We start from the raw sequence: 22976 nt of genomic DNA, 5'->3' as shown, positions 1-22976 counted from the left end.
CGCCGCGGAGCTCATCAAGAAGGCCGCCGGCGTCGCCAAGGGTTCGAAGACCCCCCACACCGTCAAGGTCGCGAAGCTCACCAAGGACCAGGTGCGCCAGATCGCCGAGACGAAGATGCCCGACCTGAACGCGAACGACATCGAGGCTGCCTCGCTGATCATCGCCGGCACCGCTCGCTCCATGGGCATCACGGTCGAGGACTGAGGGAGATAACGAACATGGCTACCAAGTCCAAGGCATTCCGCGCGGCCGCCGAGAAGATCGAGGCCGACAAGTTCTACACCCCGACCGAGGCTGTGACCCTCGCGAAGGAGACCGGGTCGAAGAAGTTCGACTCCACCGTCGAGGTTGCCCTCAAGCTGTCGGTCGACCCCCGCAAGGCCGACCAGATGGTGCGCGGCACCGTCATCCTGCCGCACGGCACGGGCAAGACCGCCCGCGTCATCGTGTTCGCGACGGGCCCGGCCGCCGAGGCCGCTCTCGCAGCGGGCGCGGACGAGGTCGGCGGCGCCGAGCTGATCGAGAAGGTCGCGGGCGGCTACACGTCGTTCGACGCCGCCGTCTCGACCCCCGAGCTCATGGGTCAGGTCGGTCGCCTCGGTAAGGTCCTGGGTCCCCGTGGCCTCATGCCGAACCCGAAGACCGGCACGGTCACCCCGAACCCGGCCAAGGCCGTCGAGGAGATCAAGGGTGGCAAGATCGAGTTCCGCGTCGACAAGCACGCCAACGTGCACTTCGTCGTGGGCAAGGCCTCGTTCTCGGCCGACCAGCTCGACGAGAACCTGAAGGCCGCTCTCGAGGAGATCGTCCGTCTGAAGCCGTCCAGCTCCAAGGGCCGTTACATCCAGAAGGGTGCGGTGTCGACGACGTTCGGCCCCGGCATCCCGCTGGATGTCAACGCACTGGTCTGAGACACGTCTCACAGGAAGGGCCCCGTCCTCGAGGACGGGGCCCTTCCTGCGTGTTCAGGCGTCTTCTCGGATGTCGAAACTGAGCGGTCCGGTAGGAGTGGCCTCCGAGACCTCCACGCGCTCGACGTGCGCTGCGGGCGGTCCCTTGCGAAGCCAATCGATCATCTGATCCACGCGTCCTTCTTCTCCGTGGAGCTCGGCCTCGACAGTGCCGTCATGGCGGTTTCTCACCCAGCCGGCGACGCCGAGGCGGGCGGCCGCATCGTGGGCGCAATAGCGGAAGCCGACGCCCTGCACGGCGCCGCTGACGATCACTCGGACATGACGCATGCGCACATTGTGCCGCGGATGCGCCGGTGACGCTGCGGGCTGTCGCGAATGGCGAGCCGGTGGCAGGATGCCCTGCGCGTGCGCCCGCATCAGCCCCCGAGGATGAGGCTGAGCGCGATCAGCGCCATGACGACGGCGATGATGCCGTCGAGCACACGCCAGGCGACCGGCGACGTGAACATCCGGCCGAGCAGCCGGGCGCCGTAGGCGAGCGAGAGGAACCATGCCAGGCTCGCGAACATCGCGCCGGCCGCGAACCACCACCGAGTGTCGCCATGCGTGCTCGCCACGGAACCGAGCAGGAAGACCGTGTCGAGGTAGACGTGCGGATTGAGCCAGGTCAGCGCCAGGCAGGTGAGCAGAGCCGCGGTGCGAGAGGTGCGCACCGCCGCGGGAACGGATGTCACATCGACGGTCGGCACGTCGACGGGGCGCCAGGCCCTGCGCGCCGCGAGCAGGGCGTACGCGAGGAGGAACGCGGCGCCCGCCCATCGCGCCACCTGCACCGCCCACGGAGCGGCCTCCAGGAGGAGCCCCAGCCCCGACACCCCGACCGCGATGAGCACCGCATCCGAGGCGGCGCAGACGAGTGCGACCGAGAGCACGTGCTCCCGCCGGATGCCTTGACGCAGCACGAAGAGGTTCTGCGCGCCGATGGCCACGATGAGCGACAGGCCGAGCCCGAGGCCGGCGGCGAGTGAGGGGAACACGCTCCGACGCTAGGGCGGGTGCAACATGAGCACCAGCTCTGATTCCTTCATCCACATAAGCTGTGCTCATGATCGACCTTCCGGCGGAACTCGCGGCGACCCTCGCCGCCGTCGTCGATACGGGCACGATGGATGCGGCGGCTCGCCGCCTGCACATCACGCCCTCGGCGGTCAGCCAACGCATCCGCGTGCTCGAAGAGCGTCTGGGTCGTGTGCTGCTCGTGCGGTCCAAACCCGCGCGCGCGACCGCGGACGGTGAGCGTGTCGTGCGCCTCGCGCGGCAGTACGCGCTGCTCTCGCACGACGTGCTGCGGGAGTTGGGCGAGCCCGTTGAAGGAGAGAGCACGACACCGGTCAGTCTGTCGCTCGCCGTGAATGCGGACTCGTTGTCGACCTGGTTCGTCGCCGCGCTGTCGCATGTCGTCGCGGTGCACGATGTGGTGTTCGATCTCCACCGGGACGATCAGGACTTCACCGCAGAACTGCTCGCATCGGGGCGTGTGGTCGCCGCGGTCACGTCCCGGGCCGCCCCGGTGGCCGGGTGCCGAGTGTCTCCGCTCGGTGCGATGCGCTACCGCGCCGTGGCGACGCCGACCCTCGCGCGTGAGCTCGAACGTCGCGGCGCGGAGCACGTGCGAGTCGTCGACTACGACCGCCGCGACGAACTGCAGTCCAGGTGGCTACGAGAGCGGGGCGTCGATCCCGCGTCGCCGCCGCGCAGCTTCGTTCCCGGATCGCACGCCTTCGCCGATGCGGTGCGCGGTGGTCTCGGATGGGGGATGCTGCCCGATCTTCAGACGGAGTCGGACCTCGCCGACGGCTCCCTCGTGCTGCTTCCCGGCTCGCCGGTCGACGTCCCCCTGTACTGGCAGCAGTGGAACCTCGCCTCCGGGCTGCTGGATGCGGTCGCGGATGCGGTGACGCGCACGGCGCGCACAGCGCTGCGGATCACGCCTCGCTGATGCGCAGCACCGACTTCCCCCGCGTGCGTCCCCGCTCCAGCGCGCGGTGCGCCTCGGCCGCATCCGCGAGGTCGTACACGGTGTCGATGTAGACCTGGATCGATCCCGTGTCGAGTAGGCGCGCGAGGGTGGCGAGGACGTCGCCGTCGGGGATGACCTTGTAGCCGGTGGCGCGTACCCCCGCCTCGGACGCCGCCTCGGCGAAGCCGGGCCAGCCACCGCTGGGCACCATGACGTACAGGCCGCCGGGGCGGATGACGCCGAGCGAGCGCGTGCCGATCTCGTCCTCCGTGTTGGCGACGAGATCGATGACGACGTCCATGTCGGCCACGACATCCTCGAAACGCGTGGTGGCGTAGTCGATGACCACGGATGCGCCGAGCTCGCGGAGCCACGCGGCGTTGCGTGCGGAGGAGGTGACCGTCACGTGCGCGCCGAAGTACGCGGCGAGCTGTACCGCGAAGTGGCCCACTCCGCCGCTCCCGGCGTGGATCAGCACGCGCTGACCCTCGTGGGCGTGCGCGGTCTCCACGACCACGCCCCAGGCGGTGAGGGCGGCGAGAGGGATGCCTGCCGCCTCCACGTGCGAGAGCGATGCGGGCTTTCGGGCGAGCGACTGCGACGGCACAACGACGTACTCGGCGTAGGTTCCGCCGGTGCGCGGGAAGGGCACCATTCCGAAGACCTCGGTGCCGGCGGGGAAGGGGTGCGCCTCGAACGGGGAGGTGATGACGACGCCGCTGAAATCGAAGCCCAACGTGGTGGGGTAGCCCGCGATGGCGCCGCTCACTCCCTGGCCCGCGCGCGTCTTCGCGTCGATGGGGTTCACTCCGGCGGCGACCACGCGCACGAGCAGCTCGCCGAGCACAGGCTGTGGAACCGGCAGCTGAGTCTCGTGGAGGAGCTCCGGTGCTCCGGTGGTGGTGATGACGGCGGCGCGCATCTGGGTCGGGACGTCCTCGGCCCGCATCGGTGCGGGGGAGGAGGCGTCGTGTCTCAGCGGTCGGGGGATCATCGGCCGCTCCTTTCGCTGCGGAAGGCATCGGCATGCGATGCGGTGTCTGCCCTCAGTCAATCGCGGCTATGTCTCGCGGGCGTTACCCCGGTGTCACCGTGCGGAGAACCTCTCAACCCGCAAAAGCGAGAGTCCCCGCACCGGATGTCGGTGCGGGGACTCTTCCTGAAGGTCAGGAGACCGTGTCGGGCCGGATGCCGGCTATCAGCGCTTGGAGCAGGCGGCGCAGGTTGTCGATGTCGGAGACGTCCCAGTTCTCGAGCGCGCGCACCAGCACCCCCTCCTGCGGGGCTCGCGCGGCGGCGAGTCGCTCCATCCCGTACTCGGTGGGTGAAAGCAGGCTGGAGCGGCCGTCGGCCGGGTCCGGGGAGCGCGTGATGAGACCGAGGGCTTCGAGTTCGCGGACCGTCCGGCTGAGCTGGCCCTTGTCCAGCAGCAGATGATCCGCCAGCGTCGCCTGCGTCACGGTCTCGTGGCGCGCGATGGTCGTGAACACCTTGTACGCCCCGGGGAGAAGCCCCGGGCTGACGCGATGGGCGTTCTCGCTGATGACGCGTCGGAACTGTCCGATGAGGTCGCTGAACTGTGCCTCGAGTGCGCGCACCGCCTCGGTGCGCTCCTCGTCGCTCGACTTCTCGGACATCGTGATCACTCTACTTGCGCTCGTCGCCCGCATCCGACGTTCCCGACGGCGTCGCGATGGTGCCGGTCGCGGTGAGTGTGGCCATCGCCTCGGGCACCGACACCGTCGCCAGATCCGCCTCGGACGCGTGTGCCCGCTCGGTCGTGGTCATCCGCGTCAGCGGTGTGTTCGGAAGGAACACGATCGCCAGAACGCTCAGCACGGCGACGGGCACCGCGATGAGGAACGCGTGCGAGATGCCGTTCGCGTACACATCCTCGAAGATGACCCGCAGCGGCTCGGGCATGGCCGCGACCTGAGGCAGGGTGCCCGAGCTTAGCTGCGTGGCCCACTCGGCGCCGGCCTTGCCGAGCCCGGCCAGCGCGGTGCGGATCTCGTCCGCGCGATCGGCGAGCAGGTCGGTCACGCGGGTCGCGAGGGCCGCACCCATCACGGAGACGCCGATCGTGCCGCCCAGGCTGCGGAAGAACGTGACGCCCGAACTCGCGGCGCCGATCTCGCTCGGGTGGGAGGTGTTCTGCACGACGAGCACGAGGTTCTGCATCGTCATGCCGACGCCGGCGCCCAGCAGGAACATGAACACCGACACGAGTGCGAAGGGGGTGTCGTAGTGAATCGTCGACAGCAGCGCGGAACCCGCCGTCAGCAGCACGCCACCCGCGATGAGGTAGGGCTTCCAGTGGCCGAACCGGGTGATGAGCGCTCCGACGCCCATGGACGCGACGAGCAGTCCCGCGATCATCGGGATCGTCATGACACCGGCTTCGGTCGGCGTGGCGCCGCGGGCCGACTGCATGTACTGGCTCAGGTACACGGATGCGCCGAACATCGCGATGCCCGTGGCGATCGAGGCGATCACGGCCAGGGTGAAGGTGCGGTTACGGAACAGCGTCAGCGGGATGAGGGGCTCGCGCACCCGCAGCTCGACGACGATGAACAGAACCGTTGCGACGACCGCGCCGCCGACCATGAACAGCGTGTTCAGGCTCCACCACTCGAAGTCCTTGCCGGCGAGGGTGATCCAGATCAGCAGGAGCGACACGGCGGTGCCCAGCAGGACGATGCCCATGTAGTCGATCGACACCTTGCGCGGTGTGCGCTGGGGCAGGTGTAGCGTGCGCTGCACGATGAGCAGCGCCGCGACGGCGAAGGGGAGCGCGACGAAGAAGTTCCATCGCCAGCCCCAGGCATCCGTGATCACCCCGCCGAGCAGCGGGCCGCCGACGGTCGCGACCGCCATCACCGCGCCGAACAGGCCCATGTAGCGACCGCGTTCACGCGGGCTGATGATGTCCGACATGATGACCTGGCTGAGCGCGGCAAGGCCGCCGGCGCCGATGCCCTGCACCGCGCGGAACGCGATGAGCATCTCGGGGCTCTGGGAGAATCCCGCGGCCGCGGTGGCGAGCACGAAGATCGCGATCGCCAGCTGATACAGCACCTTCCGGTTCGTGAGGTCCGCGAGCTTGCCCCAGATGGGGGTCGTGATCGCGGTCGTCAGGAGGGTCGCGGTGACGACCCAGGTGAACGAGCTCTGGTCCCCGGAGAGGTCGTGGATGATCACGGGGAGCGACGTCGAGACGACGGTCGACGCGAGCATCGACACGAACATGCCCAGCAGCAGGCCGGACAGGGCTTCGAGGACGTGACGGCGCTCGGTCTTGCTCGACGCGTCCGTCGGTCGGGAGATGGTGGTGGTCACAGCGGCATCCTTCGGTGGGGTGCGGCGTCGTCGGCGCAGTAAGTTGATATCTGTCAACGATTGAGTTGGGTCAACTATATGGTCAATCGTTGAGACGCGTCAACTATTCCCATCCGTCTGGACGGATTCCCCGAACTGTTCGAGGGACCCGAGATGCAGTGCGTGGGTGTCCGGGGTGACGTCTCGCGTCCCTCGAACCCGGATGCGGTGCGTTCAAAGGACCCGAATTGCCTCGAATCGGCGATCGCGGCAACGTTTTGCGTCCCTCGAACGTGGATGCGAGGGCGGCGCCAACGAGGGGTGAGAGTGGCAGGGGCGAGGGCGCGCGGGGGTTCCGGCGGCCGGAGTCAGTCGCTGAAGACGAGCGCGCGATACTCGCGACGCTGCGGAGTCTCCGGGGCCGGGGCGGGCGCGCGACCGCGTGTGGTGCGCAGGTGCAGCTCGTCGATCAGGGCGGTCGCAAGGCGCACGAGCTTGCCGATCTCGACCTCGTCACGCTCGACCCATGCGCACCGCGGCTCGTCGTCGACCGGAACGAAGCCGTCGTGCTGCTCCCAGGCGACGAGAGTGCGTTCGGCGCCGAGAACGTGCTGCTGCCACCACACCTGGCGGAGGTAACCCCGAGGGATCGATCGCCACGATTTGTTGGTCGTCTTGATCTCCGCGAGCGTCACCCGGCCGTCCGCGTCGACGGCGATGCCGTCGGGAGTTGCCAGATGCCGCTTCTCCACGACCGCGTGGAACAGCGCTGATGAGGGCTGGATGCCGTGGGTCGCCGCGACCCAGGCGGCGATCTCGGGCTCGCGGCGCCGACCGTGGTCGGTGTAGGCGTTGCCGGAGAACCTCGAGCCGCCCAGCTTCTGGTCGGCGGCCTTCGCGATCGCCCGCTCGCTCGTGAGCGAGGCCACATCCGTCGCCGTGATGCCGCGTGAGCGCGCCCGGATCCACGCCACCCGATCGCGGGAGTCCGCGACGATGCGAGCGGCGAGTTCGGGGGTCACCTCTCGAGGGTACGCCCGGTCGCCGACCCCCTCGAGAGCGACATGCGCCCATCGGCGCGCCGCGGCTGACATTTGGAACGGCTGGGAAACGGGTAAGAAATCTCTGAACCCTAGGGTCGGGGCCGTTGCACCTTCCTCGCGCTCTCGCGCCCGCGTCGACCCAGGGGGACCATGTCCGACTCCATACTCCGACCGCACCGCCGTGGCCGGATCCTCACCGCAGCCCTCATCGTCGGAGCCGTTGTCGCGGCGTCGGCGGTGGCGACCGTCCCCGCCGGCGCGGCGGAGCCGACGGTCGGCGCACGCACGGCGGGCGACCCGCTCTTCCCCAACGTCGGCAACGGCGGCTACGACGTCACCCACTACGACCTCGACCTGACGTACCGCGCGAACGACGACGTCAGCGCGGTCGCGACGATCGAGGCCACCGCGCCGACGCCGTTGTCAGCGTTCTCGCTCGATTTCGAGGGCATGACGGTGGAGAGCGTGACGGTGAACGGTGCGCCTGCGCAGTTCTCGCGCGAGCAGGATGCGGAAGCCACGCTCTTCAAGCTCGACATCACCCCCGCTGCCCCCGTGAGCGGGTCGTTCACGGTCGCCGTCGTCTACTCGGGAGCCCCCGTCGAGCACATCGACGCCGACGGTTCGTCGGAGGGCTGGGTGAAGACCTCGGACGGTGCCACGGCGCTGGGTCAGCCGATCGGGGCCATGGCATGGTTCCCGCAGAACAACGCGACAGCCGACAAGGCCACCTATGACATCAGCGTGACCGCCCCCACCACGGCCGGGGGTAACCCGCTGAGCGTGGCGAGCAACGGCGAGCTGATCGGAAAGACGGTCGACGCGCAGGCGGGGACCACCACGTGGGACTGGCAGCAGCGCAAGCCCATGGCGACCGAGCTCTCCGTCCTCTCGATCGGGCGCTTCAACGTCCTCGAGAGCGACATCACTCTCGCCAGCGGTCGCACGCTGCACGAGTGGAGCTTCGTCGACCCCACCATCAGTGTGAACGTCCAGAACACGATCAACACGCGTCGCGGAGAGATCAAGCAGATCATCGATTGGCTCGAGACGAAGCTCGGCCCCTATCCGGGCAACAGCGTCGGCCTCATCGTCGACCGCGTGGGCGTGGAGTACGCGCTGGAGACGCAGGACCGTTCGTTCTTCGACGGCAGCGTCGGAGCGAGCACACTCGTGCACGAGCTGGTCCACCAGTGGCTCGGCAACGAGGTGACACCGACGGACTGGTCTCACATCTGGCTCAACGAGGGCGCCGCGGAGTTCTTCACGGCCTACTACCGCTACGGCGTCGGCCTTACCCAGACGACCCCGGAGAACGACTCCTTCAGCAGCTGGAGCTCGGCATCGGATTCCCGCTGGGTGACGCCGACCGTCGGGTTCACAGACCCGGCGGAGCTCTACGACTGGCAGGTCTACAACCGTGGCAAGTACACGCTCGGCGCGCTCATGACCGCGATCGGCCGCGACGCCTTCGACGCCACCTACGCCGCCTGGACGAAGGCGCACGCCGGCGGCGCCGCGGACACCGACGACTTCATCGCCCTCGCCGAGCAGGTCTCCGGCCGCGATCTCGGTACCTTCTTCCAGGACTGGCTGCTCGACGCCGACAAGCCCGCGTGGCCCGCGATGTGGACCGCCGCTATCACGAGCGACGTGACCGCGGGCGAGACGCTGTTGCCGGGCGACACCGCGACGCTGACGCTGAAGGTCGAGAACACCGGACGGGTGGACCTCGCCGGCGCGACCGTGGTCGCGGATGCGAGCCAGTTGCTGACCCAGGCGTCGTTCCCGATCCTCCCGAAGGATGTCGCACGTAAGGACTCGACGCTGACGTGGTCGATCCCCACGACCGCGCCCGGCGCGACCGCATCCGTCGACATCGAGGTGAAGGTGGCCGCAGACGCCCCCGGCGGTGCGATCACCATCCCGATCACCGCGCCGCAGCTGGGCTCGACCCTTGCCGCGGCAGAGGTGGTCGTCCCGATCATGGTTCCGGTGAACCTGCTCAACATCAACGATTTCCACGGCAGGATCGACGCGAACACGGTGAAGTTCGCCGGGACGGTCGAGCAGCTGCGCGCGGAGTACGGCGATGCGAACACGCTCTTCCTCTCGGCGGGCGACAACATCGGTGCCTCGCTCTTCGCTTCCTCCTACTTCCAGGACGAGCCGACTCTCGACGTTCTCAACGCCCTCGGGCTGAAGGCCTCTGCGGTGGGCAATCATGAGTTCGACCAGGGCATCGACGATCTCACCGGCCGCGTCGCCGGAAGCGCCGACTTCGCGTACCTCGGCGCGAACGTCTACGACGCCGCATCGGGGGAGGTCCTCCTTCCGGAGTACGCGACATTCACCGTCAGCGGACTCACGGTCGCTGTGATCGGTGCGATCACCGAGGAGACTCCGACCCTGGTTTCGCCCGACGGGATCAAGGGGGTCTCCTTCGGTGACCCGGTTGAAGCCGTGAACCGCGTGGCGGCACAGCTGACCGACGGTGAGCCGGCCAACGGCGAGGCCGACATCATCATCGCCGAGTACCACGAGGGTGCGTCGGAAGGTGAGGCGAAATCCACGCTCGAGGCTCAAATCGCCCGCGGCGGAGCGTTCGCATCCATCGTCAACGACACGTCCGCCGCGGTTGATGCGATCTTCACGGGTCACACCCACATGGCCTACCCATGGAATGCGAAGATTCCGGGCACGGATCGCACGCGCCCGATCGTTCAGACCGGAAACTACGGGGAGAACATCGGACAGGTCGTTCTGCAGGTCGACCCTGTGACGGGATCCGTGGCGTCGTACAACACGAACCTCACAGCCCGAACCAAGACGGCTGACGCGGATCTGGTCGCTACCTATCCTCGCGTGGCAGAGGTCAAGCAGATCGTCGACGCGACGCTGGCAGAGGCCGCGATCGTCGGGAACAAGCCCGTGGGGTCGGTCGCCGCCGACATCACGACCGCGTTCAGCGGCGGTTCCTACGTCGACGGCGTTTACACGGGTGGGGAGCGCGACAACCGCGCCGCGCAATCGACGCTGGGCAACCTCGTCGCGGACTCCATTCGCGATGCGCTGGCCGACCCGGCGCGCGGCGGCGCGGAGATCGGTGTGGTCAACCCGGGCGGGCTGCGGGCCGACCTGAGGTACGCGCCCGACGGCGTCATCACGTACGCCGAGGCGAATGCCGTCCTGCCCTTCGTGAACAACCTGTGGACGACGACCCTTACGGGCGCCCAGTTCACGAAGGTGCTCGAAGAGCAGTGGCAGCTCGACGACAAGGGGCAGGTGCCGTCGAGGCCCTACCTGCAGCTCGGTCTGTCGGAGAACGTCTTCTACACCTACGACGCGTCGGCGGCGCAGGGTTCGCACATCACGGGCGTGTGGATCGACGGGCAGCCGATCGATCCGAACCGCGAGTACCGGGTGGGCTCGTTCAACTTCCTGCTGACCGGCGGTGACAACTTCCGCACCTTCAAGAGCGGGACACAGACGCGCGACTCCGGTCTCGTCGACCGCGATGCCTGGATCGCCTTCCTCGCGGCGAATCCGGACATCGAGCCCGACTTCGCATCGCGGAGCGCGCAGGTCCGCGGGTTGGCGGGGTCCGTGGAGGCCGGTCAGAGCGTCACGCTCGAAGTGTCGGGCCTCGACCTCACCTCACTGGGGAGCCCGGTCAACACCACGATCGAACCAGCGATCGGCGATACCGTGTACCCGCCGGTAGCCGTCACCGACGGTGTCGCCCGCATCTCCGTGGCGACGCCGAGCGACATCGTGGGGCCAGCGGTGCTGACCCTCACAGCACCGGACTCGGGAACCGTCATCCGCGTACCGATCAACGTGCGGCCCGCCCTGCCGGGAACGGGAGGCGGAGTCGAGACGCCGGCGCCCGAGTCGGCGCTCACGCCCGCCACGCAGAACGCCGTGCAGATCCAGGGCGGGACGAACCTCCAGCCCGGTCAGACGGTCACGATCCATGTCGGCGAGGAGTACGCCGGTGACTGGGTGAGCGTCTGGTTGCGCTCCGATCCGGTGCTGCTGGGCTGGTACCGCGTGGACGAGCTCGGCAACATCACGGTGACCCTGCCCGCGGGTGTCGCCGGGGCGCACCGACTCATCGTGCAGGATGCGGAGGGCAACGTGATCGGTTGGCAACAGGTGCGGATCGGCGCACTGCCCAGCACCGGCCAGGACGGCGGATCGATTCTGGGGCTGTCGCTGATGGCGCTGCTGCTGGTGGGCGTCGGCGTCTCGGCGCGCACGATCCGCCGCAGGCGAGCCTGACCGCACGTCGGTATCGAGACACGACCCCCGCCCGGTGATCCGGGCGGGGGTCGTGCCTTCTCCGCGCGGATTTGGGGCAACGGGCGACGTGGCGTACTCTGGTCATAAGCCAAAGACCGCTGGTCATCGCTGTGCGTGAAAACGCGATGCGATCGAAGCTCTGCCACGCAGGGGCCCGCGCAGGTGACACTGAACTTCCTCCTTCGGGAACCGAGCTCCGTGCGCTTGCGCCGGAGCTTTTGTCATGTGCGGGTGGTCCAGGCCGACGCTCCGCCACCGCGGGGTGTCACGTTCACATCAAGGAGTGACCATGGCGCAGAAGGATGCATCGGTCGCCGAGCTCACGAAGAACTTCGAGGACTCGACTGCCGTTCTGCTGACCGAGTACCGCGGTCTGACGGTCGCCCAGCTCAAGCAGCTGCGCAACAGCATCCGTCAGGACGCGAGCTACGCCGTGGTGAAGAACACGCTGACCAAGATCGCCGCGAACAACGCGGGGATCACGGCGCTGGACGAGGACCTCAAGGGTCCCTCGGCTGTGGCGTTCGTGCACGGTGACTTCGTCGCCACCGCCAAGGCTCTGCGTGACTTCGCCAAGGCCAACCCGCTTCTCGTGATCAAGGGCGGCATCTTCGAGGGCAACGCCCTGAGTGCCGACGAGGTCAACAAGTACGCCTCCCTGGAGAGCCGTGAGGTTCTGCTGGCGAAGGCCGCGGGCATGATGAAGGCGACGATGGGCAAGGCTGCGGCCACCATCGACGCGCTTCGCGAAAAGCTGGAGACCGCCGAGGCCGCGTAAGCGTCCGGCGAGCTCTTTCCCACACACCCCCACCTATCTAGGAGATACATCATGGCGAAGCTCACCACTGAGGAGCTGCTCGAGCAGTTTGCCGGCCTGACCCTCGTCGAGCTCAGCGAGTTCGTGAAGGCGTTCGAGGAGAAGTTCGACGTCACCGCTGCCGCCCCCGTCGCCGTCGCCGGCGCTGCGGGTGCCGCTGGTGGCGCGGAAGAGGTCGAGGAGAAGGACTCCTTCGACGTCATCCTCGAGGCCGCTGGCGACAAGAAGATCCAGGTCATCAAGACGGTCCGCGAGCTCACCTCGCTCGGCCTCGGCGAGGCCAAGGCTCTCGTGGACGGCGCTCCCAAGCCCGTTCTCGAAGGCGCCAACAAGGAGACCGCCGACAAGGCGAAGGCCGCTCTCGAAGAGGCCGGCGCGACGGTCACCCTCAAGTAAGGTCCTCACCTTCTTCACGAAGGCCCCGGATGCGTTCGCCGCATCCGGGGCCTTCGTGCGTCCGCGTGCGTAGCACGCTCTCATGAGAGCAATCTCACCGAACCGTCATCTTCTCGTAAGCCGCGGAGGGGTCCTCTCTTCGTAGTCTCCTGAATGTCCCCCAGCAAAACCTCAGGAGATCCATGTCCCCCTCCCAGCCGAGGCGTCCTTTCGCGGCGCTCGCCTTCGGGATCGGAACTGCGGTCGTCGCCGGCATGTTCGTGCCCGCCGTCGCCGTCGCCGCCGAGCCCGCCGACGTCATCATCAACGAGGTCTACCTCAAGGGCGGAAGCGCCAACGCTCCGTTCAACAAGAAGTTCGTCGAGCTCTACAACGCCGGCGACACCGCGCAGAGCCTGGACGGCTGGTCGCTGCAGTACCGCTCGGCCGACGGAACCGGCGGGGCGTCGGTCACCGAACCGCTGAGCGGCGTCATCGAGCCGGATGACTACTACCTGATCGCATGGAACGGCAACGGCGCCGTCGGCGCGGGGCTTCCCGTCACGCCGGACCTGTCCTTCGACAAGGGGTTCAACGCCTCCGGGACGACGGGCACGCTCTACCTCGCGGACACGACCCAGGCGCTGACGCTTCCCACCGGATCCGTCGTCGGCCAGCAGCACGTCGTCGATCTCCTCGGCTACGGCGCATCGAAGACGTTCGAGACGGGTGTGGCCCCGGTCACCGGGGCCAACAGCGTCCCCAACTCGCTTGCCCGCACGAGTTTCGTCGACACGGACAACAACGCCGCCGACTTCAGCCACCCGGCACAGATCACGCCGCAGGCGTCCGCGACCTCGGGCACCGATCCCGACCCGGGCACGGATCCCGATCCCGGCACGGACCCGGATCCGGGCACCGACCCCGGCACTCCCGCGGTCACGGCGATCGCCGACATCCAGGGCACGGGTGATGCGACGCCGCTGTCGGGCCAGACCGTCACCACCCGCGGCGTCGTCACGGGCGCATACGCGACCGGCGGATTCAACGGCTTCACGATCCAGACGCCCGGCACGGGCGGCGCGGTCGACGCCTCGCACACCGCATCCGACGCCGTTTTCGTCTACGGCGGAAGCGGAGACGCCGGAGCGGCCATCGCCGCGAAGGCCCCCATGGGCGCCTACGTCGAGGTGACCGGTGTCGCCGGCGAGTTCAGCGGTCTCACGCAGATCAACGCCTCGGCGGGATCCGTCACGACGATCGACGAGCAGGTCGCGCCCGTCACCCCGGTGCCGTTGGCCTGGCCCATCGCGCCGGCGGACCGCGAGAAGTTCGAGAGCATGCTCGTCGCCCCGCAGGGTCAGTTCACGGTGAGCAACACCTACACGACGAACCAGTACGCGGAGATCGGGCTCGCCTCGGGCGAGAAGCCGCTGATCACGCCGACGGACGTCGCGCGTCCGGGCACGCCGGAGGCCGCAGCCGTCGAGGCCGACAACGCCGCGCGCGGTGTCGTGCTCGACGACGGCGCGTCGATCAACTTCCTCGACGGCTCGACCAATAAGGCCATCCCGCTGCCCTACCTGACCGATGTGAGTGTCACAGTGGGCGGTGCGGTGTCGTTCACGCAGCCGGTGATCCTGGACTACCGCAACCGCGCCTGGAAGGTGCAGCCGACCACGCAGGTCAAGGCGGGCGACCCGCTGCCCGTCACGATCGGCTCGGCGCGCGCCGCATCCGCCCCGAACGCGGTCGGCGGCGACATCTCGATCGCCAGCTTCAACGTGTTGAACTACTTCACGACGACGGCCGCGGACGTGGGCTGCACCTCGGTCTACACCGACCGCGACGGCAACCCGATCACGGCCAACCGCTGCCCGAACAACGGCCCGCGCGGCGCCGCGACCGAGGTCAGCCTGAAGCGTCAGCAGGACAAGATCGTCGACGCGATCAACGCGCTCGGCACCGAGGTCGTCTCGCTCGAAGAGATCGAGAACTCGGCGGCCTTCGGCGAGAACCGCGACGCGGCTCTGTCGACCCTCGTCGACGCGCTGAACGCTGATCTCGGCGCTGACGAGTGGGCCTTCGTCCCGTCGCCGACCCAGGTACCTTCGGGTGAGGACGTCATCCGCACCGCGTTCATCTACAAGGCGGACGCCGTCTCTCCGGTCGGGCCGTCGGTCATCGATCTGGACGACGCCTTCGTCAACGCGCGACGTCCGCTCGCGCAGGCCTTCGCGCCGAAGGGCGAGACGGATGCGGCGTTCCTGGCGATCGTGAACCACTTCAAGTCGAAGGGCGACAGCGACCCGAAGCAGACGGGTGACAACGCCGACGGCGAGCAGGGCGCCTTCAACGGCGACCGCGTCCGCCAGGCCAAGGCGCTCGTGGACTTCGCCGCCGAGCAGAAGACCGCCGCGGGAACCGACCGGGTGTTCCTGCTCGGTGACTTCAACTCGTACACGCAGGAAGACCCGATGCAGGTCCTCTACGAGGCCGGGTACACCGACCTCGGTTCGCGCACGGGCAAGCACACGTACTCGTTCGAGGGCGCCAGCGGCTCGCTCGACCACGTGCTGGCCTCGCCCGCCGCGGCCAAGATGGTCACCGGCGTCGATGTGTGGAACATCAACGCGGGGGAGTCGATCGCGCTCGAGTACAGCCGGTACAACTACAACGCGACGAACTTCTACCAGGTCTCGCCCTACCGCTCCAGCGATCACGACCCCGTCGTGGTGGGCGTCGCGTGGAACCCGACGGTGCCGATCAACCTGTTGAACATCAACGACTTCCACGGTCGTATCGACGCCAACACGGTGAAGTTCGCCGGCACGGTCGAGCAGTTGCGCGCCGAGTACGGCGACGACAACACGCTGTTCCTCTCCAGCGGTGACAACATCGGCGCCTCGCTGTTCGCCTCCTCCTTCGAGGACGACCAGCCCACGATTGACGTGCTCAACGCTCTCGGTCTGAAGGCATCGACGGTCGGCAACCACGAGTTCGACAAGGGATTCGCGGATCTGACGGGTCGCGTGCAGCCCGCCGCCGACTTCACGTACCTGGGCGCGAACGTCTACAAGAAGGGCACGACGACGCCGGCGCTTCCCGAGTACGCCACCTTCGAGGTCGACGGGCTCACGGTCGCGGTCATCGGTGCCGTCACCGAGGAGACGCCGACGCTGGTCACACCGGCCGGCATCGCCGACACCGAGTTCGGAGACCCGGTGGATGCGGTCAACCGCGTCGCGGCGAAGCTCGAGGCCGAAGGCGACGTCGATGTGATCGTGGCCGAGTACCACGAGGGTGCTGCTGCGGGCGATGCCGAGAAGGCGAATCTGGCCGACGAGATCGCGGACGGCAAGGCGTTCGCGGAGATCGTGCAGAAGACCTCCGCATCCGTCGACGCGATCTTCACGGGTCACACGCACAAGAAGTACGCGTGGGATGCGCCGATCCCCGGCGAGCCCGGCAAGACCCGTCCCGTCGTGCAGACCGGAAGCTACGGCGAGAACATCGGTCACGTCGTGCTCAACGTCGACCCCGAGACGGGGGACGTCCTCTCCTATGAGAAGGAGAACGTCGCCCGCACCAAGGCCGACGACGCCGAACTCGTCGCCGCGTACCCGCGTGTCGCCGAGGTGAAGGAGATCGTGGACGGCGCGCTCGCCCGAGCGAAGGTCGTCGGCGACCAGCCGATCGGCTCCGTCTCGGCGGACATCACGACGGCCTTCGAGGGCGGGTCCTTCATCGACGGCGCTTACGCGGGTGGTACGCGAGACAACCGCGCGGCGCAGTCGACGCTGGGCAACCTCGTCGCGGACTCGCTGGTGGCGACGCTTTCGGATCCCGATCGCGGCGGCGCCGAGATCGGTGTCGTGAACCCCGGAGGTCTTCGTGCAGAGCTCCTGCGCGGCGACGACGGTGTGATCACGTTCGCCGAGGCGAACGCGGTGCTGCCCTTCGTGAACAACCTCTGGACGACGACCCTCACCGGGGCCCAGTTCACGCAGGTGCTCGAGGAGCAGTGGCAGACGAACCCCGACGGCACCATTCCGTCGCGGCCCTACCTCGCGCTCGGGCTGTCGAAGAACGTGACCTACACCTACGACGCGGATGCGCCGCAGGGATCGCACATCACCGGTGTGTGGATCGACGGCAAGCCGATCGACCCGAACGGTTCGTACCGGATCGGCTCGTTCAACTTCCTGCTGACCGGCGGCGACAACTTCCGCACCTTCACGCAGGGCACCGACACACGTGACTCGGGTCTCATCGACCGGGATGCGTGGATCTCGTACCTGACGGCGAACAGCCCGGTCTCGCCGAGCTACGCCACGCGCAGCGCCGAGGTGACGGGGCTTCCCGCATCCGTCGCACCGGGCGCGCAGGTCACGTTCCAGGTGAGCGGGCTGAACCTCACCTCGCTCGGCAGCCCTGAGACGACCTCGCTGCTGGTGAGCGTCGAGGGCAGCACGGCCGTCATCGATCCGGTGACCGTCACGGGAGGAACCGCAACGGTCACCTTCACGGTGCCCGCCGATGCCCCGGCCGACAGCACGATCGTCGTCCAGGCGCCGCAGACGGGGACGGAACTCCGACTGCCGTTGAAGGTGACGTCCGACACGCCGCCGACCACGACGCCGCAGCCCGCGGACCCGAGCCAGCTCGTGCCCGCCCTGCAGGATGTCATCAAGGTCATCACGGGCGAGCTGCGCGCCGGAACCACGATCACGATCCACGTCGGCACGCAGTACGCGGGCGACTGGGTGACGGTCTGGCTGTACTCGACGCCGCGGCAGCTCGGGGGATGGCACCAGGTGGATGCGGCGGGCAACGTCACGGTCACCCTGCCCGCCGATCTCACGGGCGATCACCGGCTCGTGGTGCTCGACGAGAACGGTCAGGTCATCGGCTGGCAGGCGGTCTCCATCGCGCCCAGGTCGGGCTCCCTGGCTGCCACGGGTGCTCAGACGCAGTGGGTCGCGGGTGCGCTGCTCGCCGCATCGCTGCTGCTCGCGCTCGGCATCGTCGGACGCGCCCTGCCGGTGCGTCGACGCAGCTGATCGACAACGGATGACGCGAGGGCGTCGGCGCTTCGGCGCCGGCGCCCTCGTTCACACCGTGGCGTCGGCCGCGGCGCGATCCGAGCGCAGGGGGCCGGTGGAGCTGCGCACGACCAGTCTCGGCTTGAGGCGCTGGATGACGGGAGCGAGTGTCGGGTCCTGGATCTGGCGCATGAGCAGCTCGACGGCCGCGGCGCCCTGCTCGCGCGGAACCTGGCGGAAGGTGGTCAGCGCGAACATCTCGGCGAACTCGTGGTCGTCGATGCCGATGACGCTCAGAGCCGCCGGAACGTGCAGGCCGAGGCGCCTGGCCGCGATGATGGCGCCGATGGCGACCTCGTCGCACGCGGCGACGATCGCGGTGGGGCGCGTACGCGTATCGCTGAGCAGCTCGACCGCCGCGTCGTAGCCGGCGGGCAGCGTCAGCTCCGATTCGGTGTGGGTCGCCTCGTCAGCCAACCCCGCATCCGCCATCGACTGCATGTAGCCGTCGAGTCGCGACGATTCCACATGCGGCCAGCGGGTGCGCGAGCCCGCGCCCAGGAAGGCGATGCGACGATGCCCGAGCTCGATCAGGTGCTCGGTGGCGCGCCGGCCGGTCAGCGCATCGTCGAGGGTGACGACACTGGTGCGTTCGTGGTTGCCGACGACGCTCACGACGGGCTTGCCGAGCGCGAGCATGCTGTCCAGCTCGTTCTCCTCGGGCTCGAGCCCGACCGCGATCAGGCCGTCGAACCGCTTGCGCGTCAGGAAGCTCTCGAAGATGCGTTCGCGCGTGTCGCTTCCCGGTTTTGCGTCGTAGAGCGTCAGATCCAGGCCCCGTTCCAGGAGCGCGGCCTGGATGCCCTCGAGCACCTCGGCGAAGAACCATCGGTTGATGTAGGGCATGACCACGCCGATGTTCTGGGTGCGCCCCGTCGACAGGCTCTGTGCGTTCGTCGACGGCACGTAGCCCAGCATCTCGGCTGCGCGAGTGACGCGGTCTCTCGTCTCGTCGGAGACGTAGCCGGAACCGCTGAGCGCGCGTGACGCCGTGGACTTGGAGACACCGGCCTGACGCGCGACGTCGGCTATTCCGCTCATGAGAGCCACCCTCTTCCTCGACGGGTGATGCGGGGACGCTCCACATGCTAAGCGAAATCCCGATTGATAGGGAACCGGTTCCACATCGTGTGTCATTCCCGGGAGCGCTCCCATAGACCATTCAGAGCCTGCGGGAGCGCTCCCATCGCAGGTTATCGAGTTGTGATCCTTCGCTGTTGTGTCGGATGCGGGATTGGATTACGGTGGCCTGGAATCGGTTCCTGAGTGAAGCCGATACGTGGGGCAAGATGCTCATGCGTGCTCAAAGAGGAGGAATCACATGACCAGGTCACAGCGACGTCGGGTGCTTGTCCCGATGGCTCTGTTGGGAGTCGCCGGCCTTGCACTCGCAGGCTGTGCCGAGACCAGTTCGTCCCAGGGGGGCGGCTCGGTCGAGGGCGCGACGGTCCAGATCGCCGGCGGTATCACCGGTGGGGAGGCGGATGCGCTCAACAAGTCCTTCGAGCAGTTCACCGCCGACACCGGCATCAAGGTCGTCTACACGGGTGACAAGAGCTTCGAGGGCAACATCGTCACGAAGGTGACGGGTGGCTCGGCCCCCGACATCGCCATCGTGCCGCAGCCCGGTCTGCTCAAGTCCCTCATCGAGACCGGTGAGGTCAAGGAGGGCTCCGACGCCGTCTCCAAGAACGTCGACGAGTACTGGTCCGCGGACTGGAAGAACTACGGCAGCCTCGATGGCAAGTTCTACGCGGCGCCGATGCTCGGCAACGTCAAGGGCTATGTCTGGTACTCGCCCGCCAGCTTCAAGGAGTGGGGTGTCGAGGCTCCCACGACGTGGGACGACCTGCTGACGCTGACCCAGACGATCCGCGACAAGACCGGCGCCGCCCCGTGGTGTGCGGGCTTCGCGTCCGACGCCGCATCCGGTTGGCCGGGCACCGACTGGATCGAGGACCTCGTGCTGCGCCAGTCCGGCGCCGACGTGTACGACCAGTGGGTCGACAACGAGGTGAAGTTCACCGACCCGCAGATCAAGGAGGCTTTCGAGGCCGTCGGCCAGATCCTGCTGAACCCGGACTACGTCAACGCGGGCTACGGCGACGTCAAGAGCATCAACTCCACCGCGTTCGGTGACGTCGCGGCCGCGGTCGCCGACGGTCGTTGCGCTCTGACGCACCAGGCGTCGTTCCTGTCGGCGAACTTCCTCGAGGCCAAGACCGCCTCGGGTGCCACGCCCACCGTCGCCCCCGACGGTGACGTCTACGCGTTCCTGCTCCCCGGCATCACCGCCGACGGCGAGCAGTACGTCGAGGCCGGTGGCGAGTTCGTGACCGCGTTCAGCGACGACGAGGCCGTCCAGAAGGTCGTGGAGTACATGTCGACTCCCGAGTTCGCCGACGCACGCGTCAAGCTCGGCGGCGTCATCTCCGCCAACAAGGGCGCCGACCCGTCGCTCGCCTCCAGCGAGTTCCTGACCGACGCCATGAAGACGCTGCAGGACCCGTCCACGGTCGTCCGCTTCGACGCCTCCGACCTGATGCCGGCCACGGTGGGTCAGGGCTCGTTCTGGAAGGGCATGGTCAACTGGATCGACGGCCGTCCGCTCGACCAGGTTCTCAGCGACATCCAGGCGGGATACGACAACTAATCCCGTCGGCTCGCTCGCGACCGCGGGGTCGTCCGGCTTCCCAGCCGGGCGGCCCCGCGGCCCCGCCCGCGGGCGGCCGCCCGGAGGACAAGGACCCAGATGTCCCAGACGAAAACGACGGAGCCGCTCGTCTTCCATGACGAGCTCCAGCCTCCGAAATCGCCCCGCGCGCGCAAGATCGCGACGATCGTCGCCATCGCCGCTGCGGCCCTCATCGTTGTGGCCGCCCTCCTTCTGTGGCTGAGCCCCTCGGTCGAAGACGCACCGCCGACCTCGCTCGGCTTCTCTCTCAACAGCTTCTTCATCTGGCTCGGTGGGCTGCACCCCATCGTGCAGATCCCGATCGTGCTGATCGTGTTCGGTGCCGTGGTCGGACTCGTGCTGCTGCTCATCGAGTTCGCGCCCCGGCGCGGACGCGGGTACATGTGGCTGCGTGTCGTCGCGTGCTTCGCGATTCCGCTGCTCGCCTTCATGCTGCTGCGTCCGTACCAGAACGCGCTCGTCTACGTCCTCGCCATCGCGCTGGGCGCGGGAGCGCTGCTCTTCTTCGCCGACTACCGATCCCGCGAAGGCGCGGGGTACGTGTTCCAGCTCGTCGTGTTCCTGGCTCCGGCGATGCTGCTGCTCCTGCTGGGACTCATCTACCCGGCGATCTCGACCTTCTTCCAGTCGTTCTTCGACAAGACCGGCGACAACTTCGTCGGCCTCGAGAACTACATCTGGACCTTCACGAACCCCGAGGGATTCTGGTCGGTCATCAACACGGTCATCTGGGCCCTGTTCGCCCCGACGCTCTCGACGATCATCGGTCTCGCCTACGCCGCCTTCATCGACCGGGCGCGCGGAGAGAAGATCCTCAAGGTGCTCGTGTTCATGCCCGTCGCGATCTCGTTTGTCGGCGCCGGCATCATCTGGAAGTTCGTCTACGACTACCGTCAGGGAGAGCAGATCGGCCTCCTGAACGCGATCGTCACGATGTTCGGCGGCGACCCGGTCGGCTGGCTCGACGCGCAGCCGCTCATCAATACCTTCGCCCTTCTGGCCGTGTTCGTCTGGACCCAGACCGGTTTCGCGATGGTCATCCTCTCGGCGGCGATCAAGGCGATTCCGACCGAGCAGCTGGAGGCCGCGCAGCTCGACGGCGCGTCGGCCTGGCAGCGGTTCAGGAACGTCACCGTTCCCGGCATCCGCTCCTCGCTGATCGTCGTGCTCACGACCATCACGATCGCCTCGCTGAAGGTGTACGACATCGTCGCCGTCATGACGGGCGGTCGCTCGAACACCTCGGTACTGGGCTTCGAGATGGTCAACCAGCAGCAGCGGTTCCAGAGCTACGGGCACTCCTCGGCGTTGGCCGTCGTGCTCTTCCTGTTCGTGCTGCCGCTGATCATCTACAACGCGCGTCAGATGCGCAAGCAGAAGGAGATCCGATGAGCGCCGCCGCCCCGACCACGCCGGCGTTCGACGCCAAGGCTGCCCGCAAGGTCGCGCGTGACACGCGCCGCAACGAGAAGACCGCGCAGAAGCGAATGACGTCGAAGACGGCGACGCTGATCGCGATCATCATCGCGATCTTCTGGACCATCCCGACCTTCAGCCTCTTCGTCACCTCGTTCCGCCCCGGCGCCGACTCCCAGACGAGTGGGTGGTGGACGGTCTTCGTCGACCCGGCGTTCACGCTCGACAACTACTTCGACGCGCTCACCTCCGGGGGGACCGCGTTGACGCTGGGGGAGTCGTTCCTGAACTCGCTCGCCATCGCCATCCCCGCCACCGCCATCCCGATTGCGCTGGCATCGCTGGCGGCGTACGCGTTCGCCTGGATCGACTTCAAGGGCAAGAACGGCCTGTTCATCTTCGTGTTCGCGCTGCAGATCGTGCCGATCCAGATGGCCCTCGTGCCGCTGCTCAGCCTGTTCTCGCGCGGCCTCGAGATCAACGGCGTCGCCGTCTTCCCCGGGTTCGAGTTGCGCGGAGTGGAGCACAGCTTCGCGACGGTGTGGATCGCCCACGCGATCTTCGCCATGCCGCTGGCGATCTTCCTCCTGCACAACTTCATCTCGGAGATCCCGAGCGAGGTCATCGAGGCGGCGCGGGTCGACGGCGCCGGTCACGGGCAGATCTTCTTCCGGATGATCCTGCCGCTGGCGATGCCGGCGATCGCGTCGTTCGCGATCTTCCAGTTCCTGTGGGTGTGGAACGACCTGCTCGTGGCCACGATCTTCGCGCCGAGCTCATCGCTGCCGCTGACGCAGACGTTGAACTCCCTCTCGGGATCGTGGGGCGATCGCTGGTACCTCCAGTCGGCGGGTACGTTCATCTCGATCATCGTTCCGTTGATCGTGTTCTTCGCCCTCCAGCGGTTCTTCGTGCGCGGCCTGCTGGCCGGCGCGACGAAGGGCTGACGCGACGGAGACGCACATCA

General features: G+C 67.8%; 16 protein-coding genes and 1 pseudogene. 10 read left to right on the top strand and 7 right to left on the bottom strand.

Annotated elements, in window-relative coordinates; translation table 11 throughout:
• Together KYX17_RS26730 and rplA are read left to right on the top strand one after the other, a co-directional pair.
• Positions 1 to 205, top strand: a pseudogene (locus KYX17_RS26730) (50S ribosomal protein L11); the annotation flags it as partial.
• 14 nt (positions 206 to 219) lie between these two features.
• The gene (gene rplA, locus KYX17_RS26725; protein WP_137417827.1) at positions 220 to 912 is read left to right on the top strand and encodes a 50S ribosomal protein L1; all 693 of its coding nucleotides are present in this window, start codon (positions 220 to 222) and stop codon (positions 910 to 912) included.
• A 54-nt stretch (positions 913 to 966) separates the two neighbouring features.
• Here the strand turns inward: rplA and KYX17_RS26720 are convergent, their stop codons facing one another.
• Together KYX17_RS26720 and KYX17_RS26715 are read right to left on the bottom strand one after the other, a co-directional pair.
• Positions 967 to 1242 (bottom strand): acylphosphatase, encoded by a 276-nt coding sequence (locus tag KYX17_RS26720; RefSeq protein ID WP_243231676.1) that lies wholly within the window; start codon positions 1240 to 1242, stop codon positions 967 to 969.
• 89 nt (positions 1243 to 1331) lie between these two features.
• The gene (locus KYX17_RS26715; protein WP_243231675.1) at positions 1332 to 1952 is read right to left on the bottom strand and encodes a LysE/ArgO family amino acid transporter; all 621 of its coding nucleotides are present in this window, start codon (positions 1950 to 1952) and stop codon (positions 1332 to 1334) included.
• Between the two features lie 68 nt (positions 1953 to 2020).
• Between KYX17_RS26715 and KYX17_RS26710 the strand changes: the two genes are divergently transcribed.
• On the top strand, positions 2021 to 2914 hold the full coding sequence (locus KYX17_RS26710; RefSeq protein ID WP_243231673.1) for a LysR family transcriptional regulator ArgP: 894 nt from the start codon (positions 2021 to 2023) through the stop codon (positions 2912 to 2914).
• On the opposite strand, the gene KYX17_RS26705 is transcribed toward KYX17_RS26710, so the two are convergent.
• From KYX17_RS26705 to KYX17_RS26690, 4 genes are all read right to left on the bottom strand, one after another.
• Positions 2901 to 3929 carry an NADP-dependent oxidoreductase gene (locus KYX17_RS26705; RefSeq protein WP_374208994.1) on the bottom strand — a complete coding sequence of 343 codons (1029 nt, stop codon included), beginning with the start codon at positions 3927 to 3929 and terminating at the stop codon, positions 2901 to 2903. The two genes, KYX17_RS26710 and KYX17_RS26705, sit on opposite strands and share 14 nt — an antisense overlap.
• A 172-nt stretch (positions 3930 to 4101) precedes the next feature.
• Positions 4102 to 4572 carry a MarR family winged helix-turn-helix transcriptional regulator gene (locus tag KYX17_RS26700; RefSeq protein WP_243231671.1) on the bottom strand — a complete coding sequence of 157 codons (471 nt, stop codon included), beginning with the start codon at positions 4570 to 4572 and terminating at the stop codon, positions 4102 to 4104.
• A 10-nt stretch (positions 4573 to 4582) separates the two neighbouring features.
• Complete coding sequence (locus tag KYX17_RS26695; RefSeq protein WP_243231700.1) at positions 4583 to 6184, bottom strand: MDR family MFS transporter; 1602 nt, start codon at positions 6182 to 6184, stop codon at positions 4583 to 4585.
• A 437-nt stretch (positions 6185 to 6621) separates the two neighbouring features.
• The gene (locus KYX17_RS26690) at positions 6622 to 7275 is read right to left on the bottom strand and encodes a YqaJ viral recombinase family protein (RefSeq protein ID WP_243231670.1); all 654 of its coding nucleotides are present in this window, start codon (positions 7273 to 7275) and stop codon (positions 6622 to 6624) included.
• 171 nt (positions 7276 to 7446) lie between these two features.
• Here KYX17_RS26690 and KYX17_RS26685 point away from each other — a divergent pair, with 171 nt between their 5' ends.
• From KYX17_RS26685 to KYX17_RS26670, 4 genes are all read left to right on the top strand, one after another.
• Entirely contained in the window at positions 7447 to 11580 is a 4134-nt protein-coding gene (locus KYX17_RS26685; RefSeq protein ID WP_243231669.1) for a 5'-nucleotidase C-terminal domain-containing protein, read from the top strand.
• A gap of 310 nt (positions 11581 to 11890) precedes the next feature.
• Positions 11891 to 12379 (top strand): 50S ribosomal protein L10, encoded by a 489-nt coding sequence (gene rplJ, locus KYX17_RS26680; RefSeq protein WP_137417805.1) that lies wholly within the window; start codon positions 11891 to 11893, stop codon positions 12377 to 12379.
• Between the two features lie 51 nt (positions 12380 to 12430).
• Positions 12431 to 12814: a 50S ribosomal protein L7/L12 gene (rplL, locus tag KYX17_RS26675; protein ID WP_137417804.1), complete on the top strand. Its 384-nt coding sequence runs from the start codon at positions 12431 to 12433 to the stop codon at positions 12812 to 12814.
• Positions 12815 to 12996: 182 nt separating this feature from the next.
• Positions 12997 to 17856 carry an ExeM/NucH family extracellular endonuclease gene (locus tag KYX17_RS26670; protein ID WP_243231668.1) on the top strand — a complete coding sequence of 1620 codons (4860 nt, stop codon included), beginning with the start codon at positions 12997 to 12999 and terminating at the stop codon, positions 17854 to 17856.
• A 51-nt stretch (positions 17857 to 17907) separates the two neighbouring features.
• Here the strand turns inward: KYX17_RS26670 and KYX17_RS26665 are convergent, their stop codons facing one another.
• A complete protein-coding gene (locus KYX17_RS26665) occupies positions 17908 to 18939 on the bottom strand; it encodes a LacI family DNA-binding transcriptional regulator (protein WP_243231667.1) in 1032 nt (343 codons plus the stop codon).
• A gap of 280 nt (positions 18940 to 19219) precedes the next feature.
• On the opposite strand from KYX17_RS26665, the gene KYX17_RS26660 reads away from it, so the two are divergent.
• From KYX17_RS26660 to KYX17_RS26650, 3 genes are all read left to right on the top strand, one after another.
• On the top strand, positions 19220 to 20551 hold the full coding sequence (locus tag KYX17_RS26660; protein ID WP_243231666.1) for an ABC transporter substrate-binding protein: 1332 nt from the start codon (positions 19220 to 19222) through the stop codon (positions 20549 to 20551).
• Between the two features lie 99 nt (positions 20552 to 20650).
• Positions 20651 to 21985 (top strand): carbohydrate ABC transporter permease, encoded by a 1335-nt coding sequence (locus KYX17_RS26655; protein ID WP_243231665.1) that lies wholly within the window; start codon positions 20651 to 20653, stop codon positions 21983 to 21985.
• Positions 21982 to 22956, top strand: coding sequence for a carbohydrate ABC transporter permease (locus KYX17_RS26650; RefSeq protein WP_137417799.1), 975 nt, complete (start codon positions 21982 to 21984; stop codon positions 22954 to 22956). The genes KYX17_RS26655 and KYX17_RS26650 overlap by 4 nt, the downstream gene beginning before the upstream one ends.
• The last annotated feature ends 20 nt before the right edge of the window (positions 22957 to 22976 follow it).

This window comes from Microbacterium sp. CIAB417 (assembly GCF_022788845.1).
Note: the sequence above shows the minus strand (reverse complement) of the source record. Positions and strands in the feature narration are given on the sequence as shown.

Excerpts from the sequence above, each read along its gene's own strand:
- rplA (WP_137417827.1), top strand. The coding sequence starts at position 220 with ATGGCTACCAAGTCCAAGGCATTCCGCGCGGCCGCCGAGAAGATCGAG.
- KYX17_RS26720 (WP_243231676.1), bottom strand. The coding sequence starts at position 1,242 with ATGCGTCATGTCCGAGTGATCGTCAGCGGCGCCGTGCAGGGCGTCGGC.
- KYX17_RS26710 (WP_243231673.1), top strand. The coding sequence starts at position 2,021 with ATGATCGACCTTCCGGCGGAACTCGCGGCGACCCTCGCCGCCGTCGTC.
- KYX17_RS26705 (WP_374208994.1), bottom strand. The coding sequence starts at position 3,929 with ATGATCCCCCGACCGCTGAGACACGACGCCTCCTCCCCCGCACCGATG.
- KYX17_RS26700 (WP_243231671.1), bottom strand. The coding sequence starts at position 4,572 with ATGTCCGAGAAGTCGAGCGACGAGGAGCGCACCGAGGCGGTGCGCGCA.
- KYX17_RS26695 (WP_243231700.1), bottom strand. The coding sequence starts at position 6,184 with ATGTTCGTGTCGATGCTCGCGTCGACCGTCGTCTCGACGTCGCTCCCC.
- KYX17_RS26685 (WP_243231669.1), top strand. The coding sequence starts at position 7,447 with ATGTCCGACTCCATACTCCGACCGCACCGCCGTGGCCGGATCCTCACC.
- rplJ (WP_137417805.1), top strand. The coding sequence starts at position 11,891 with ATGGCGCAGAAGGATGCATCGGTCGCCGAGCTCACGAAGAACTTCGAG.
- rplL (WP_137417804.1), top strand. The coding sequence starts at position 12,431 with ATGGCGAAGCTCACCACTGAGGAGCTGCTCGAGCAGTTTGCCGGCCTG.
- KYX17_RS26670 (WP_243231668.1), top strand. The coding sequence starts at position 12,997 with ATGTCCCCCTCCCAGCCGAGGCGTCCTTTCGCGGCGCTCGCCTTCGGG.
- KYX17_RS26665 (WP_243231667.1), bottom strand. The coding sequence starts at position 18,939 with ATGAGCGGAATAGCCGACGTCGCGCGTCAGGCCGGTGTCTCCAAGTCC.
- KYX17_RS26660 (WP_243231666.1), top strand. The coding sequence starts at position 19,220 with ATGACCAGGTCACAGCGACGTCGGGTGCTTGTCCCGATGGCTCTGTTG.
- KYX17_RS26655 (WP_243231665.1), top strand. The coding sequence starts at position 20,651 with ATGTCCCAGACGAAAACGACGGAGCCGCTCGTCTTCCATGACGAGCTC.
- KYX17_RS26650 (WP_137417799.1), top strand. The coding sequence starts at position 21,982 with ATGAGCGCCGCCGCCCCGACCACGCCGGCGTTCGACGCCAAGGCTGCC.